Below are 14861 nucleotides of genomic sequence, written 5' to 3'. Positions count from 1 at the left end.
TTACCGATCGCCGTATAGTCGTCGAGCGATCTCGAAGTCGCCGGGAAAATGGTTTTTCACTTGCCGTGCGAGCGAATGCAGGTAACGGAGATCGCTTTTCGCGGAGGCGATGAGATGCGTGAATCCCCGGTCTTCCTCCCGATAACCTTCGTCCTGGGAGCCGAAGACGCACTGCACGTCGACGGTGTCGTCGCCCCAGCACAGCGCGCCGAGAAGGTACTGCTCGACAACGAGGTTGTAGTCCTCCAGCGGCGCGAGCCGTTGCCAGGCCGTCCGATTCTCGGCCGACTCCACCATGCGGATGGCGAGATCGGCGTAGCGGCGGAGAAGGGGAACCGCCGTACCGCCGACGATTCCGGTGCACAACGCGGCTTCCCCGGTGTAGTCGCGGAATTCCTCCGGCAGGAAGCCGCCGGTGCTCCGGATCGCCGCGGCGACGGCCGACGGCCGGTAGTAGCCGGCGTCGGAAGCCGGTGCGTGCTCGGGATTCTGCGCGACGATCTCCCCGTCGAGCCCGTCCGCGGGGAAGCCCGGCCAGAGGAACACGTCGTTGTCGATGTGCAGGAACGGTTCGCGCTGCTCCCGGTACGCGTGCAACTTCCCGAGCGCCCACCAGGACGGGTGCTGCCCGGCGAGTCCGTTCAGCGACAGGGAAACGTCGTCGAAGGGCAGCCTGAGCCGGGCGACGAGCAGTTCGTACCCCCAGTCGTCGGTCACCAACGCGGTCGCGGGGAAGAGGCGCGACGCGAGGCGGAACGACAGGATCCACGACAGCGCGTGGAAGAAGTCGCTGGGCCAGTGTCTTCCGTGCCGCCGCCGGTACGGAGTACTCCAGAACGACCAGACAGCGCGGCGGATAGGGTGTGTGGCCCGGTCACCCGGGCGGACCACGCGGACCGGTGGGGGATGCCAGCCCGGCTCGACGACCTCGCCGTATCCGGCGTGCCGGGGGATCCCGGGCGCGAGCAGGCGGCCGCCGATGGCGACCGCTGTGCCGGGGTCGTATCCGTAGTACGGCATCGCGGAGTGGTTCGGGCCGAAGTGATCGAACGTTACCGGCTGCGGCGGAATCCGCTGAGGTAGAGCACGGCCACCGCGGTTGCCGTGCCGAGAGTCGTCACGACGAAGGATCCGGTGACCAGATAGAGCCCTCCCACGCCGGCGAGTGAAGCCTTGAGCAGCTTCACGATTACGTCGTGCTCGTTGTCAGAGGCTTTCTTGGCCATTTGTCGAACCCTCCGCGTGTGGTGTACTAGTACACCGTAGGGCGCGACGACCGGCGAAACCTTCGCCGGTTCTGATCTTTCACGGTCAGGAGGAGTTTCTTGTCGTCGAGGGTGGGCTCTCTGATCGTCGGCCGTTTTCCCGCCGCGTCGGGAATTGTCGATCATCGCCATGATTCACGGAGGGCGTAGTGACAATCCAGCTGGAGGGAGAGTGTCTCGACGGCATGCCTCCGGTCGCCGCGGTCGAGGCCGCGCTGCGCTGGCTCGCGGTCCGTAAGGACGGCCGGCCGCTCAGGTTCCTGCGGTACGCGATCGAAGACCCGGCGAGCGAATCGGCCGCTGTGCTCGGTTGCCTGGTCCGGCCGACCGCTTCGATGAGCACGGCCGCCCCGGAAGTACGGGCTCTCGCGGTCTGGGGATTGATCCTCGACGAGATCGCGAAGATCGGATCGACCGCCGAGTCCCGGCGCCGCAACACTTTGTGCGCCGCGTTCCGGACGGGGGAGCGGGAATGGAAGGCGACCCTGGACGACCGTTTCGGTCAATTGAGGGACCTGCGCGGCGTGTTCGGGGATCCGCCGCCGACCACGACGACGCCGATGCACAAGGCCTGGAGGCGGGCGGTGAGCGACAAGCTGGCCCCTTGCCTGGCAAGGGATCTCGCGATACTCGCGGTCGATGGCGAGGCCTGGCGGCCTTATGTGGAGATCGCTCGGGCCACCTCGCCGGAGCCGCGGGCATCCGGTGGCCGGACACCCTCGGGCGGGGCGCAGCCGGTGTTCCTGGAGCGTCTGCTGGTGGCCGTGGAAATGCGGCGCAGGACAGCCCATCGGAGGCTGACGGTGAGAAACGTGGTCGCTCGCGAGGACGGAGTGGGTGGCTATATGGCGCGGGCATTGACGGGGTGGACCGGCGATCTGGCGTCCATTCCCGTCAAAGCGATCTTCGGTTGCCATGTCGAGACTTCGCCGGGTGCCCAGCCGGGGGACCCGATGATCGTGGATCTTCGTTTCCCGAAACCGCTGCGCAAAGGGGAGCGGCACGAGTTCATCTCGCTCGCATGCGAAGACGATCCAGACGAGGAACGGTATTGGATCAATGTCGACGTCGACCATCACGGGATCGCGCCGGGTGTCGTCGATGGCGAGGGCAAGGTGACCGGCGGTCTGAGCATCAGCATCACGTTCGACGACTGCGTTCCGGAGGCCTGCTGGTGGTATGCGGAGCAGACCGACTACGAGCGCCTGGTCCGGCCGCCCGTCGGTGATCGGCGTCTGCTCGAAATTCGGCGAGGCGTCGTCGAGCACACGTTTCTGGGACCTTGTCACCCGCGGGAGGAGTATGGCATCGCTTTTCGCTGGCCCCAGCCCTGATCGAAGCGGGCCGCATACGCGATCGATGTGGCCCGCTCCGGCCGCTGGTGGCTAATTGCCGGTGTTGCCGCCGCCGCTGCCCTTGCCGTCGTCGCCATGGATCGTCATCGAAACCTCCCTTGGTGCCTTGCGTACGCGGCGCAACCTATCGGCACTGAGGGTGACAGTTCGTAACGGGGTGTGCTCGGCGTGGAGATCCACTCCCACTAGGGTGGCGGTGGCTTTTCCCTGGAGCGCCTACGGTTCGGGGAGTCGGACATGTCTGATGAAGAGGATCTGGAGCCTCTGCTCAAGTACGCACGGGAAGGCTGCGTCGGCCTTTCGGTCGTGGTCGTCGTGGCGGAGATGAAGGCGGGGCGAGGCGCGACCTTCGCCGAGATGACCGCCGCGCTGCTGTCCGTGGTCGGGACGCTGATCGACCGGGGTGCGGTGCCCGGCGATCTGGTCGACGGGGAACCCTGCTTCGTGGCGTGGTCGGGGTCGAAGAGCGAGATCCTCGGGCGGCTGGCCTGCGAGATCAAAACCTTGGGAGAGATACCGGCGACCGGGGAGCTCTGCTGGATCCACGATCCTGCCGCGACCGAGGCTGGCAGAGGTTGCGTGTAGCTCGGTGCGCTACATGTGGCTACACTTGCTGTCATGAAGGTGATCACTCAGCGCGAGTTTCGCAACAACTCCGCTGCCGTCATGGATGCCGTCGAGGCCGGCGAGGTCTACCACGTCACTCGTAACGGGGTCGAAGTAGCTGAGCTGCGGCCGATATCTCGTAGGCGGCGCCTGACCGCCGAGGAACTCGTCCAAAAGCATCGAGGGTTGCCCACGGTCACGGCGGCCCAAATGCGGCAAGAGGCTGACGAGTTCTTCGGCACCGAAGATCGTGTCGATTCCGGCGACGTGTGGGAGCGCGGTCGTGGCTGAGCGGCACGAGGCAGGTGTGCTCGACACCTGTACTTACATCGACCTTGGCCTGCTCGAGCCCTCGGCTTTGCCTCGCATGCCGGAACTCACGGCGATCACCATGGCTGAGCTCCATCAAGGGGTGGCGATGGCGAAGGATCCCGCGGTCCGCGCTGCGCGCACTGAGAAACTCGGTGCCGCGATCGTCGACTTCGCCCCCTTGCCGTTCGATGGCGACGCGGCCGCCCGTTATGGAACGTTGGTCGCGCTGGTTCTCGCGGCGAACCGGGATCCGAAGCCCCGGCGGATGGATCTGATGATCGCCGCGATCGCGTCCTCGCGGGAACTGCCGCTCTACACTCGCAATGAAGACGACTTCAAGGGTCTGGGCGGCATGGTCGAGGTCGTCGCCATCTGAACTGCTCAGGTCCGCGCGGGCAGTGGGAAACCTGGCGTTGGATCGTCCGCGTGCGAGCCGATGGAATTACTTCCGGTCGCAGATTCTCGTCGGGACAGCTGCCAGCCCATTCGCGGATACAGAACAGGGTCGCCGGTTTCTCCGACGACCCTGTTCGTTCAGACTGCTCTCGTCAGTTCACCAGCCGCGTTCGCGCCACTCCGCCAGCTGCCCCCGCTGCTCACCCAGCGTCGAGTCGTCCCCGTGCCCCGGGTAGAACCAGGTCTCGTCCGGCAGCTCGCCGAAGATCCGCGTCTCGACATCGTCCAGCAGCGACGTGAAATCCGAAGGCGACCCGGTCTTCCCGACACCGCCGGGGAACAGCGAGTCGCCGGTGAACAGGTGCGGGTGCCCGTTCGGGTCCCGGTACAGCAGCGCGATGGAGCCGGGGGTGTGGCCGCGCAGGTGGATCACCTCGAGCGTGATCTGCCCGACCTTGAGCGTGTCGCCGTGTTCGACGAGGAAGTCCGGCGGGATCGGCAGCGGCTCGGCGTCCAGCGGGTGGGCGGCGGTGTTCGCGCCGTTCGCGCCGGCGACGGCGCCGAGGGCCTGCCAGTGGTCCTGGTGCTGGTGTGTGGTCACGACGGTCCTCAGCGCGGGCCTGTCGGGGCCGTGGCCGATGAGGTCGGAGATCCGTTCCGGGTCGTTCGCGGCGTCGATCAGCAGCGCCTCGTTCTCGGCGCGGCAGACGAGCAGATACGCGTTGTTGTCCATCGGGCCGACCGACAGCTTCGTGATGGTGAGCGCGTCCAGGGTGCGTCGGGCGGCGTCGCCGCCGGGGTCGACATGCCCGGTGTAGGTCTCGACGATGTTCACGCCGCACACGGTAGTCGTCCGCCTGCAATCGGTTCCACCCGCACAGGCAGCGCACAGGTGCACGACGTAGGCTCGCGTCGCCCCGCCAGCCGAACCACAGGACGCTCGTGCCCGACGCCTCGCCGCGCACCCCGCGCAAGATCAGCTGGGACGTCCTTCGCGTGGTCGCCGTCTTCGCGGTCATGCTCGGACACGTCACCCATCAGGGGGCGCTTCTGCATCCGGAACTGGTGGGGTACCCCTTTCGGGTAACCGCCCAGTTCGGTGCCGCCATCCTTTTGGTGATTTCCGCCTTCTTCGTGTGCGCGAGCCTGCGCAAGGGACGGCCGGGGCGGTGGCTGTGGAACCGGGTCGCGCGGCTGGTGCCCGCGTACCTGGTGGCGGTGATCGTCACCTACGTCGTCGCCCGGTACGCGACGATCCGGTTCAGCGGCCTGCCGTTCCCACCGGGCCTGTCCGGGTTCCTGTTCGGTGTCCCGCAGGGCCCGCCGACCGACCCATCGCCCTGGTACGTCCCCACCGGTGCCGATCTGCTCGGCAACCTGGGCATGGTCCAGGAATGGGGCTGGCGGTACGAACTCTTCTACTATCTCGACGGCGCCTACTGGACGCTGCCGGTCCAGCTCATCGCGTTCACCGCCGCGGCCCTGCTGTGGCCACGCCGGTGGCGCACCCACCGGCTCACGGTCGCGCTGCTCTGGGCGCTGATCCTGGTCCCGCTCTTCCTCCGGTTCGTCGTGTTCGACCCGGTTTCCACGCCGAAGCTCGTGGAGACCTTCTACTACGGCCTCGGCCTGCACCGGGTCCACGTGTTCGCCATCGGCATCGCGATCTGGCTGTGGGCGAAACGACGGCTGGCGAACTGGCATCTCGCGCTGTTCGTGCTCGCCGCCTGTGCCGCGCAGGACCTGCAGGTCTTCCCCTTCCACCAGGCCCTGCCGAATGACCCTGAGCGCTGGCCGTCGGCCATCGGGTTCGCGATCATGCTGCTGCTGGTGTGCCTGGCCGCGCGCGGGCCGGACTGGCGGTTCCCCGGTCTCGCCAGGGTCGCCCCGGCTGTCACCTGGCTCGCGGGCATCTCGTATGGTCTTTATCTGGTGCACCAGGAACTCGGTTACATCCTGGCCCGTGCCCTGCTGAACGTCGGCGTCCCCGGCTGGCTGCGGCTCCCCATCGTGCTGGCCGCCGCCGTCCTCGGAGGCTGGGCGATCACCGCTGGCGTGGAACGGCCGGTCCACCGGTGGCTCACCGCTCGCCGGGATCGACGCGATAAGCCTGGAAAACCGCAGGTCAAGGACTCGGAACCAGTTTCTGTCGGTGGTGCCTCGTAGCATGGAAGCGGCCGCCCGTGCAGCTATCGACCGGGCCGGCGACCGCAGCTGAGAATGAAACCTGAAGGGACCCTGGCGTGGCTGATCGCCTCGTTGTTCGCGGCGCCCGCGAGCACAACCTCCGCGGTGTGGATCTCGACCTGCCCCGCGACAGCCTGATCGTGTTCACCGGTCTGTCCGGGTCCGGGAAGTCGAGCCTCGCCTTCGACACCATCTTCGCCGAAGGGCAGCGCCGCTACGTCGAGTCGCTGTCGGCGTACGCGCGCCAGTTCCTCGGCCAGATGGACAAGCCGGACGTCGACTTCATCGAGGGCCTGTCGCCCGCGGTGTCGATCGACCAGAAGTCCACCTCGCGCAACCCGCGTTCGACCGTCGGCACCATCACCGAGGTCTACGACTACCTGCGCCTGCTCTACGCCCGCGCCGGCAAGGCGCACTGCCCGCAGTGCGGCGAGGCGATCAGCAAGCAGACCCCGCAGCAGATCGTCGACCAGGTGCTCGCGATGGAGGAGGGCACCCGCTTCCAGGTGCTCGCGCCGGTCGTGCGCGGGCGCAAGGGGGAGTACCTCGACCTCTTCGAGAACCTGCAGCAGCAGGGCTACGCGCGCGTCGTGGTGGACGGGACGATCCACCCGCTCACCGACCCGCCGAAGCTGAAGAAGCAGGAAAAGCACCAGATCGCCGTCATCATCGACAGGCTTTCGGTGAAGACCAGCTCGCGGCAGCGCCTCACCGACTCGGTCGAGACGGCGCTCCGGCTGGCCGACGGCCTGATCGAGCTGGAGTTCGTCGACCTGCCGGAGAACGACCCGCATCGCGTGCGCGGTTTCTCCGAGAACCTGGCCTGTCCCAACGGCCACCCGCTGGCGATCGAGGACCTTGAGCCGCGGTCGTTCTCCTTCAACGCCCCGTACGGCGCTTGCCCCGATTGCACCGGTATCGGCGTCCGCAAGGAGGTCGACCCGGAGCTCGTGGTCCCGGACGACGAGATGTCCCTCGGCGAGGGCGCCATCGCGCCGTGGGCCGGCGGCCAGAGCGCGGACTACTTCATCCGCCTGCTCGAATCGCTGTCGGAGACCATCGGCTTCCGCATGGACACGCCGTGGCGCAAGCTGCCGGCGAAGGTGCAGAAGGCCGTCCTGCACGGCGTCGACGAGCAGGTCCACGTCCGCTACAAGAACCGCTACGGCCGTCAGCGGTCGTACTACGCGAGCTTCGAGGGTGTCATCCCCTTCCTCGAGCGGCGCCAGGAGCAGACCGAGTCCGAGTACATGCGCGAGCGGTACGAGGGCTACATGCGCGAGGTGCCGTGCCCGGCCTGTCAGGGCACGCGGCTCAAGCCGGAGATCCTCGCCGTCACCCTGGAGCACAAGACCCAGGGCGACCGGTCGATCGCCGAGGTCTGCGCCCTTTCGATCGCCGAGGCGTCGCAGTTCCTGGACGAGCTGGAGCTCGGCAAGCGCGAGCAGGTCATCGCCGGCGCGGTGCTCAAGGAGATCCAGGCGCGGCTGCGCTTCCTGCTCGACGTCGGCCTCAACTACCTCTCGCTCGACCGCGCCTCCGGGACGCTGTCCGGCGGTGAGGCGCAGCGCATCCGGCTCGCCACGCAGATCGGTTCCGGTCTGGTCGGCGTGCTGTACGTGCTGGACGAGCCGTCGATCGGGCTGCACCAGCGAGACAACCACCGCTTGATCGAGACGCTGGTCCGCCTGCGGGACCTGGGCAACACGCTGATCGTCGTCGAGCACGACGAGGACACCATCCGCTCCAGCGACTGGGTGGTCGACATCGGCCCGGGCGCCGGTGAGCACGGCGGCCACATCGTCCACAGTGGACCGTACAAGAAGATCCTGCGGAACAAGGATTCGATCACCGGCGCGTACCTTTCGGGCCGCACCAAGATCGAGGTCCCGGCGATCCGTCGCCCGGTCGACAAGAAGCGGCAGCTGACCGTCGTCGGCGCGCGCGAGCACAACCTGCGCGGGCTCGACGTGGCCTTCCCGCTCGGCTGCCTCGTGTCGGTCACCGGTGTCTCGGGCTCCGGGAAGTCCACGCTGGTCAACGACATCCTCGCGACCGTGCTGGCGAACAAGCTCAACGGAGCGCGTCAGGTCCCGGGCCGGCACACCCGCGTGAACGGGCTGGCGAACGTGGACAAGCTGGTCCGCGTCGACCAGTCGCCGATCGGCCGCACCCCGCGGTCCAACCCGGCGACGTACACCGGCGTCTGGGACCACGTGCGCAAGCTGTTCGCCGCGACCACCGAGGCGAAGGTGCGGGGCTACCAGCAGGGCCGGTTCTCGTTCAACGTCAAGGGCGGCCGGTGCGAGGCCTGCGCCGGTGACGGCACGATCAAGATCGAGATGAACTTCCTGCCGGACGTGTACGTCCCGTGCGAGGTCTGCAAGGGCGACCGGTACAACCGCGAGACCCTCGAGGTGCACTACAAGGGCAAGACCGTCTCCGACGTGCTGAACATGCCGATCGAGGAGGCGGCCGAGTTCTTCGAGCCGATCAAGGCGATCCACCGGCACCTGGCCACCCTCGTCGACGTCGGCCTCGGCTACGTCCGGCTCGGGCAGCCCGCGCCGACGCTGTCCGGCGGTGAGGCGCAGCGCGTCAAGCTCGCCAGCGAGCTGCAGAAGCGGTCCACCGGCAAGACGGTCTACATCCTCGACGAGCCGACCACCGGTCTGCACTTCGAGGACATCAGCAAGCTGATCGGCGTGATCAACGGGCTGGTGGACAAGGGCAACACGGTGATCGTCATCGAGCACAACCTCGACGTCATCAAGACCTCGGACTGGATCATCGACATGGGTCCCGAGGGCGGTTCCGGCGGCGGCACCGTGATCGCGGAGGGCACGCCGGAGCACGTCGCTTCGGTGGAGGAGAGCTACACCGGTCAGTTCCTGAAGACCGTTCTCGCATAGGGGCTCGTGAGTGGTAAGGACGGTTCTAACCGTCCTTACCACTCACGAGGTCCAGCACCGGAGAAGCGGGCCCATAGTAGAAGGCGCGCAGCCGATACGAGGCGCCTTCTTCGCCCGGCATGGTGGCGAGCCCGGCCGACGTCGTCCCCGGATCGGACACCTCGATCGGCACGAACTCGGCCGCGCCGGGTTTCTTGATCTCCACCAGGAAGCCGTCCTCGTCGCTGGAGCGATCAGCCCAGCTGAACTTCACCATCTGCTCCGGCGCGGGCTCGGCCCGGAACGAAGCCGGGGCGGCCGATCGATCGCCCGCCCGCAGCGGCACGGCGGGGGCGGAAGCGGCGGGGGTCGCGGGGCCGGAAACCGTCACGGCGTCCGAAACGGCACCGTAGAACGGCCGGATCCGGTAGTAGAACCGCGTTTCCGGCATCAGATCCGGATGCCGGTACGTCGTCTGCCGAGGCGGCACGAACTGCAGGATCGTGTACTCGCCCCGCGGATCGGTCGTGTACTCGACGATCCGCCCCGCGGCGGCCGGATCGTCGTCGGGCCAGCTCAGGTCGACGTTCACCGGATCCGTCAGCGTCGCGGTGAAACCGGGCTCGTCGCCGCAGCCCGACACGAAAGCGACCGCCAGCAGAACGGCCGCGAGTTTCCTTGGCACGCCGAGACCCTCCCGGGAATCAGGCGGCGGCGGAATCCGGAGGCGTCAGCATACGAGCGCGTCCGATGATCGACAAGACCCCGGTTGAACCGCATCCACCGGCCGTCCGTGTGGGAGGCAAGAGGAGGCGGCCATGGAGAACCGAGGAGAGGCCGGTGCCGATGCACAGTTCGATCGCGGCGCGCGCCGAACGATCCACTCTGCCCCTGCGGGTTGCAGTACTGTCCTCGCCGACCCAGAAGACCGTCGGGAGGACGCGAGTGGCGATCGGAGGCTGGCGGCCCAAAAAGGCCAAAGGCGAGGACTTGGTCCGGCACTTGTACGCCGAACACGGGCGAAGCCTGCTGGCGTACGCGACAAGGCTGACCGGGGACCGCGCGGCCGCGGAGGACGTCGTGCAGGAGACCTTGGTCCGGGCCTGGAAACACGCCGAAGACCTGGAGAACGACGCGAAGGGATCGGTGCGGGGCTGGCTGCTCACGGTCGCCCGGAACATCATCACCGACCGCGCGCGGGCCAGGGCGGCGCGGCCACCGGAAGTGGCGGAGCCCGCGGAAGGCGTGCCCACCCCGGCGGTGGAGCGGGACCACGCGCAGAGCGTCGTGGACTCGATGGCCGTGCTCGGGGCCATGGACGGCCTGTCCACGGAACATCGTGAGGTACTGGTGGAGATCTACTACCGGGGCCGGACGGTGGCCGAAGCGGCGAAGTCCCTGGGCGTGGCCCCGGGTACCGTTAAGTCGAGATCTTATTACGCGTTACGGGCGCTCAGAGCCGTGATGTCCGGACCCGGGAATGAGGTAGCGCGATGAGTGCGGTGGGACACGACCAGGGCCAGCTCGCGGCCTACGTCCTCGGCGGCCTGACCCCGGGCGAAGCGGCCACGTTCGAGACGCATCTGGCGAACTGCCCCACGTGCCGTCGTGAGGTGCGCGAGCTGTCGGAGCTCCGCCACCATCTCGACGAGGTGCCGCCGGAGGCGTTCCTCGAAGGACCTCCCGACGGGGGAGATCTGCTCCTGCAGCGCACGCTGCGTCAGGTTCGCGAAGAAGAGGGCACCCAGGAGCGCAAACCGCGGCGGCTCCTCGCCGTCGCCGGTGCGGCCGTGCTGGTCGTGGTGGCGCTCGGCGCGGGTGTGCTGGTCGGACGGCAGACCTCGCCCGAACCGTCGACGGTGGCCCTGCCGGTGCCGACGGCGACCGCCCCGGTGCCCGGCACCCGCGACCTCGCGGCGACCAACCGGGACACGGGCGTACAGCTGGCGGTCCGGGTGGTTCCGGCCGCGGGATGGGTGCGGCTGCACGCCAAGGCGACAGGCGTCCGCGAAGGCGAGAAGTGCGCGCTCGTCGTGGTGACCAAGAGTGGAGAGCGGGTCAACGCCGGCAGCTGGCTCGTTTCGGAGAAGGGACAGCGTGAGGGCACCGGTGTCGACGGTTCCGCGTTGGTCGCCCCCGCCGACGTGGCCTCGGTCGAGGTCGTGACGATGGACGGCCGGAACCTGGTGTCGGCGCAGGCATGACGGGTTCGCTCGCGGGTCGCGGAGGCGGTTGGTACCGCTTCCGCGACACGTGGGTGCTGCCGGCTTCGCCCAAGGCGGTTTTCGACGCGGTCGTCGACTTGGCCGCGTATCCGCTGTGGTGGCGCGACGTACGTTCGGTCAGCCGGGTCGACGAGGACACCGCCGAACTCGTCTGCCGCTCCAGGCTGCCGTATGCGCTGACCGTACGGATGCACCGAGACCGCCAGGACGAGCGCGAGGGACGGCTGCGAGTGCTGCTCAGCGGCGACCTCGAAGGGACGCTGGCCGGTGCGCTGGTCGCGGTGGGAAGCGGCACGAGACTGGAGATCACGCAGGAGGTCGAGGCGCGGAAACCGTTGCTGCGCAAGCTCGATCGCGTCGCCAGGCCGGTATTCCGGATCAACCACGCGCTCATGATGCGGCGCGGGCAACACGGATTGCGGGGGTACCTGGGGCGCTAGGCTCAGGCCATGCGTGTCGCCACCGTGCAGCCGTTCACCGTCCCGGCGGACCTTTCCGCGAACATCGCCGAACACGCCAGGCTCCTCCGGATCGCGGACGCCGACCTTTGCGTGTTCCCGGAACTCTCCCTGACCGGTCTGGAATTCGAGGCGCTCGCCACCGATCCGGCACTCTGGCTGACACCGGACGACCGGCGCCTCGAACCGCTTCGGAAGGCTTGCCGGGCGAGCGCCGTCCACGCCGTCATCGGGCTGCCCCTGGTGGAGGACGGCCGCCGGTACATCGGTTCGCTCGTCCTCGGTCCCGACGGGGAAACCGTTGCCACCTATGCGAAACGGAACCTGCACAACAGTGAGGAAGAGCTCTTCGAGCCGGGCAGGCGGCAGGTGATCGTCGAGGTCGGCGGCAGGCGTCTCGGGCTGGCGATCTGTCTCGACGCCGCAGACCCGGACCACGCGCGGGAACTCGCCGAGGCGGGCGCCGAGGTCTACGTCCTCAGCGCGCTCTTCAGCGAGGGGCAGGAAGACCGGCTGCTCGATCAGGTCGGCGTCGCGGCCCGATACGGGATGTGGGTGGTGCTTTCCCAGTACTCCGGCAAGACCGGCGGCATGGCCGCGTTCGGCGGCAGCGGGGTCTGGAAACCCGGAGGCGCCGCCGAGGTGCGTCTCGGCGGCGAGGTCTCCGAGTGGGCTTACGCGACGATCGTTTCCTGAACCTTCCGGGCGCGAAGGAGCACTGTCGCGGCGAAGACCGCGAGAGCGAGCAGGCCGGCGCTCAACGCGTACGCGGCCCGATACCCGCTAGCGAGCGCTTCGGGCATCGCGGCTCCTTCGGCCAGCACTGATCCGGTGCGCGAAGCGGCGGTGGTCGCGAGCACGGCGGTCCCGATCGCCGCGCCGATCTGCTGCGTGGTGTTGATCAGCCCCGAGGCGACCCCCGCGTCGGCCGGCGCGACGTCCGACATCGCCTGCCCCATCAGCGCCGGCATCGCCGCGCCGAACCCGACGCCCATCAGCACGAGCGCGGGCAGGACGTCCGTGGCGTAGTCGCCGTCGGCCTGGACGGTGGCGAGGAAGCCCAGTGCCAGCGCGACCAGCGAGAGCCCGCCGATGAGTACCGTTCGCGCCCCGAAGCGGTGGTTCAGCCGCTCGGCGAAGACCAGCGACATCACCGCGATCGAAAGCGGAGCGGGCAGGAAGGCGAACCCGGTGCTCAACGCGTCGAGCTGGAGCACGCGCTGCAGGTAGAGCGCGGTGATGAACTGGAAACCGAACAATCCGGCCACCATCAGGACCATCACCGTGTTCGCCCCGGACACCGTGCGGAGGCGGAAGATCCGCAGCGGCAGCAACGGCCGGCGTGCCCTCGCCTGCCGGAGCACGAACCCGGCGAGCAGGAGCAGCGACACCGTGAGCAGGCCGAGCGTGCGGGCGTCGGCCCAGGTGTACTCCTCGGCCTTGACGATCGTGTAGACCAGCAGCATCAGGCCGCCGGTGACCAGCCCGGCGCCGGTGACGTCCGTGCCGTCGCGCAGGCCGGGGCCTCGATCGTCCGCGAGCAGCCGGACGGCGAGCACCAGCGCGATCGCGCCGATCGGCAGGTTGACGAAGAACGTCCAGTGCCAGTCGAGCAGCTGGGTGAGCGTGCCGCCCGCGATGAGCCCGATCGACGATCCGGCGGCCTGGGTGAAGCTGTAGACGCCGATGGCCTTCGCCCGTGCCCGCGGTTCGGGGTAGAGCGTGGTGATCATGCCGAGTACGACGGCCGACGCCAGCGCGCCACCGGCCCCCTGCAGGAAGCGGAACCCGATGAGCTGCGTCTGGTCCTGCGCGATACCGCAGAGCAGCGAGGCGAGCGTGAACAGGCTGAGCCCGGCGAGGAAGACCCGTTTCCGGCCGATCAGGTCGCCCAGCCTCCCGGACAACAGGAGCAGCCCGGCGAAGGCGATCAAGTAGGCGTTGACGACCCAGGCGAGCGTCGAGGGCGTGAAGCCGAGGTCGTTCTGGATCGCGGGCAGCGCGACGGCGACGATCGAGCCGTCGAGGACGACCATCAGCGAGACGGCGCAGAGCACGGCCAGTGCGAGGGCGCGCTGAGACACGGATAACCCCTTTTTCCCAGGTGATGCCTTGGTGCATCACTTGTAACAGCGCCCATCTTGTGTGACTCTGTTCCTCGCCGGAAGGAGGCACTTTCATGTCCCAGGGGAACACCGATGTGACCGCGCAGGCCAGGGTCGTCGATCCCGAAAAACTCGAGGTGTGCACCGTGCTCGAGGTGATCAACCGGATCAGCGGCAAGTGGGCGATCGGCATCCTGCTGGAGGCCACCCGCGGCCCCGTGCGGTTCACCGAGCTGGAGCGCTCGGTGGAGGGGATCAGCAGGCGGATGCTCACCCTGACGTTGCGGAACCTCGAACGCGACGGCCTGCTCGAACGCACCGTGTACCCGACGGTGCCGCCGAAGGTGGAGTACGAGGCCACGCCGATGGCGAAGGAGCTGTACGCGTCGTTGAGCGGCTTGCTGACGTGGGCCGAGCGTCACCGCGACTCGATCGCCGCGTCCCGTGTCGTCTACGACGAGAAGGTCAGCGCCTGACGCCCGCCGCGTGCACGGCACGCTGGACGTGCGAGCACAGCATGGCGAAGTACATCTTGTGGAACGGCAGGTCCGTGCTGTTCTTCGCGGACCAGCTTTCCCAAAGCCCGCCCGGCCGCAGATAGCGTGACGTGTACGCGGTCGTGAGGTCGGCGTCGATGTGGTGCAGGGCCGCGAGCGCCCATTCCTGGTCGTAGCGCAGATCCGGCCGCGCGAGGTAATGGTCCAGATAGGACACGAGGATCTCGGCGTCGGCGATCGTGCCGAACCGGGCGAGGGCGAAACAGTAGCCCTGCCCGGCGAAGACAAGACCGCTTTCCAGGAACAGTTCCCGGATGCGGCTCCGCCACGCGGTGCGGCGGTCGACGCCGATCAGCCAGGCCGCGGTGATCCGGGGCCGCCAGTCCGCGGCGAGCAGTTCGCCCAGTTCGTCGTCGGTGATGGTCCGCGCGTCCTCCACGAGGTCGCGCAGGAACCGTTCGCGTTCGGGGTCGGTCATCATCCCGGCGAAGTTGCCGTGCAGCAGCTTCGAGTACCGCGAGCGCACGTAACGGTCGATGGCGTCCGGCATGCCGCTCAGCTTCC

At 68.2% G+C, this 14861-nt stretch carries 17 protein-coding genes; 11 read left to right on the top strand and 6 right to left on the bottom strand.

Annotation, left to right across the window (positions count from 1 at the left end):
• Both DMC61_RS09540 and DMC61_RS41380 read right to left on the bottom strand, forming a co-directional pair.
• Window positions 1-1020 (bottom strand): DUF6734 family protein, encoded by a 1020-nt coding sequence (locus DMC61_RS09540; protein ID WP_125688545.1) that lies wholly within the window; start codon window positions 1018-1020, stop codon window positions 1-3.
• Window positions 1021-1052: 32 nt separating this feature from the next.
• Window positions 1053-1226, bottom strand: coding sequence for a hypothetical protein (locus DMC61_RS41380; RefSeq protein ID WP_199749947.1), 174 nt, complete (start codon window positions 1224-1226; stop codon window positions 1053-1055).
• 188 nt (window positions 1227-1414) lie between these two features.
• Between DMC61_RS41380 and DMC61_RS09535 the strand changes: the two genes are divergently transcribed.
• The 4 genes from DMC61_RS09535 to DMC61_RS09520 all read left to right on the top strand — a co-directional run bounded on the left by DMC61_RS09535 (window position 1415) and on the right by DMC61_RS09520 (window position 3914).
• Complete coding sequence (locus tag DMC61_RS09535; protein ID WP_125688543.1) at window positions 1415-2599, top strand: hypothetical protein; 1185 nt, start codon at window positions 1415-1417, stop codon at window positions 2597-2599.
• A 258-nt stretch (window positions 2600-2857) separates the two neighbouring features.
• Entirely contained in the window at window positions 2858-3205 is a 348-nt protein-coding gene (locus tag DMC61_RS09530; RefSeq protein WP_125688541.1) for a hypothetical protein, read from the top strand.
• Window positions 3206-3238: 33 nt separating this feature from the next.
• Window positions 3239-3517: a type II toxin-antitoxin system Phd/YefM family antitoxin gene (locus DMC61_RS09525; RefSeq protein WP_125688539.1), complete on the top strand. Its 279-nt coding sequence runs from the start codon at window positions 3239-3241 to the stop codon at window positions 3515-3517.
• On the top strand, window positions 3510-3914 hold the full coding sequence (locus tag DMC61_RS09520) for a type II toxin-antitoxin system VapC family toxin (RefSeq protein WP_233594739.1): 405 nt from the start codon (window positions 3510-3512) through the stop codon (window positions 3912-3914). Before DMC61_RS09525 ends, DMC61_RS09520 begins: the two co-directional genes overlap by 8 nt.
• A gap of 177 nt (window positions 3915-4091) precedes the next feature.
• Here the strand turns inward: DMC61_RS09520 and DMC61_RS09515 are convergent, their stop codons facing one another.
• Window positions 4092-4769 carry an MBL fold metallo-hydrolase gene (locus DMC61_RS09515; protein WP_125688537.1) on the bottom strand — a complete coding sequence of 226 codons (678 nt, stop codon included), beginning with the start codon at window positions 4767-4769 and terminating at the stop codon, window positions 4092-4094.
• Between the two features lie 107 nt (window positions 4770-4876).
• Between DMC61_RS09515 and DMC61_RS09510 the strand changes: the two genes are divergently transcribed.
• Window positions 4877-6100, top strand: a complete 1224-nt coding sequence (locus tag DMC61_RS09510; RefSeq protein ID WP_125688535.1) for an acyltransferase — start codon at window positions 4877-4879, stop codon at window positions 6098-6100.
• 77 nt (window positions 6101-6177) lie between these two features.
• A complete protein-coding gene (gene uvrA, locus DMC61_RS09505) occupies window positions 6178-9033 on the top strand; it encodes an excinuclease ABC subunit UvrA (protein ID WP_125688533.1) in 2856 nt (951 codons plus the stop codon).
• Between the two features lie 25 nt (window positions 9034-9058).
• On the opposite strand, the gene DMC61_RS09500 is transcribed toward uvrA, so the two are convergent.
• Window positions 9059-9697, bottom strand: a complete 639-nt coding sequence (locus tag DMC61_RS09500) for a fibronectin type III domain-containing protein (RefSeq protein ID WP_125688531.1) — start codon at window positions 9695-9697, stop codon at window positions 9059-9061.
• A gap of 260 nt (window positions 9698-9957) precedes the next feature.
• Between DMC61_RS09500 and DMC61_RS09495 the strand changes: the two genes are divergently transcribed.
• From DMC61_RS09495 to DMC61_RS09480, 4 genes are read left to right on the top strand one after another with little or no spacing between them, the layout of a single operon-like run.
• Window positions 9958-10509, top strand: a complete 552-nt coding sequence (locus DMC61_RS09495; protein WP_199749967.1) for a sigma-70 family RNA polymerase sigma factor — start codon at window positions 9958-9960, stop codon at window positions 10507-10509.
• Window positions 10506-11216 carry an anti-sigma factor gene (locus tag DMC61_RS09490; protein WP_125688526.1) on the top strand — a complete coding sequence of 237 codons (711 nt, stop codon included), beginning with the start codon at window positions 10506-10508 and terminating at the stop codon, window positions 11214-11216. Before DMC61_RS09495 ends, DMC61_RS09490 begins: the two co-directional genes overlap by 4 nt.
• The gene (locus DMC61_RS09485; protein ID WP_125688524.1) at window positions 11213-11677 is read left to right on the top strand and encodes an SRPBCC family protein; all 465 of its coding nucleotides are present in this window, start codon (window positions 11213-11215) and stop codon (window positions 11675-11677) included. The genes DMC61_RS09490 and DMC61_RS09485 overlap by 4 nt, the downstream gene beginning before the upstream one ends.
• 9 nt (window positions 11678-11686) lie before the next feature.
• Window positions 11687-12391, top strand: coding sequence for a carbon-nitrogen hydrolase family protein (locus DMC61_RS09480; RefSeq protein WP_233594738.1), 705 nt, complete (start codon window positions 11687-11689; stop codon window positions 12389-12391).
• Here the strand turns inward: DMC61_RS09480 and DMC61_RS09475 are convergent.
• Window positions 12370-13779, bottom strand: coding sequence for an MFS transporter (locus DMC61_RS09475; RefSeq protein ID WP_125688522.1), 1410 nt, complete (start codon window positions 13777-13779; stop codon window positions 12370-12372). The genes DMC61_RS09480 and DMC61_RS09475 overlap by 22 nt on opposite strands.
• 95 nt (window positions 13780-13874) lie before the next feature.
• On the opposite strand from DMC61_RS09475, the gene DMC61_RS09470 reads away from it, so the two are divergent.
• On the top strand, window positions 13875-14276 hold the full coding sequence (locus DMC61_RS09470; RefSeq protein ID WP_016335422.1) for a helix-turn-helix domain-containing protein: 402 nt from the start codon (window positions 13875-13877) through the stop codon (window positions 14274-14276).
• On the opposite strand, the gene DMC61_RS09465 is transcribed toward DMC61_RS09470, so the two are convergent.
• A complete protein-coding gene (locus tag DMC61_RS09465) occupies window positions 14266-14847 on the bottom strand; it encodes a DUF6000 family protein (RefSeq protein WP_125688520.1) in 582 nt (193 codons plus the stop codon). The genes DMC61_RS09470 and DMC61_RS09465 overlap by 11 nt on opposite strands.
• Between the last annotated feature and the right edge of the window lie 14 nt (window positions 14848-14861).

Source organism: Amycolatopsis sp. WAC 04169, from assembly GCF_003947535.1.
In the GTDB taxonomy this organism is placed as follows: domain Bacteria; phylum Actinomycetota; class Actinomycetes; order Mycobacteriales; family Pseudonocardiaceae; genus Amycolatopsis; species Amycolatopsis keratiniphila.
This window is presented reverse-complemented; position numbering and strand designations above follow the sequence as displayed.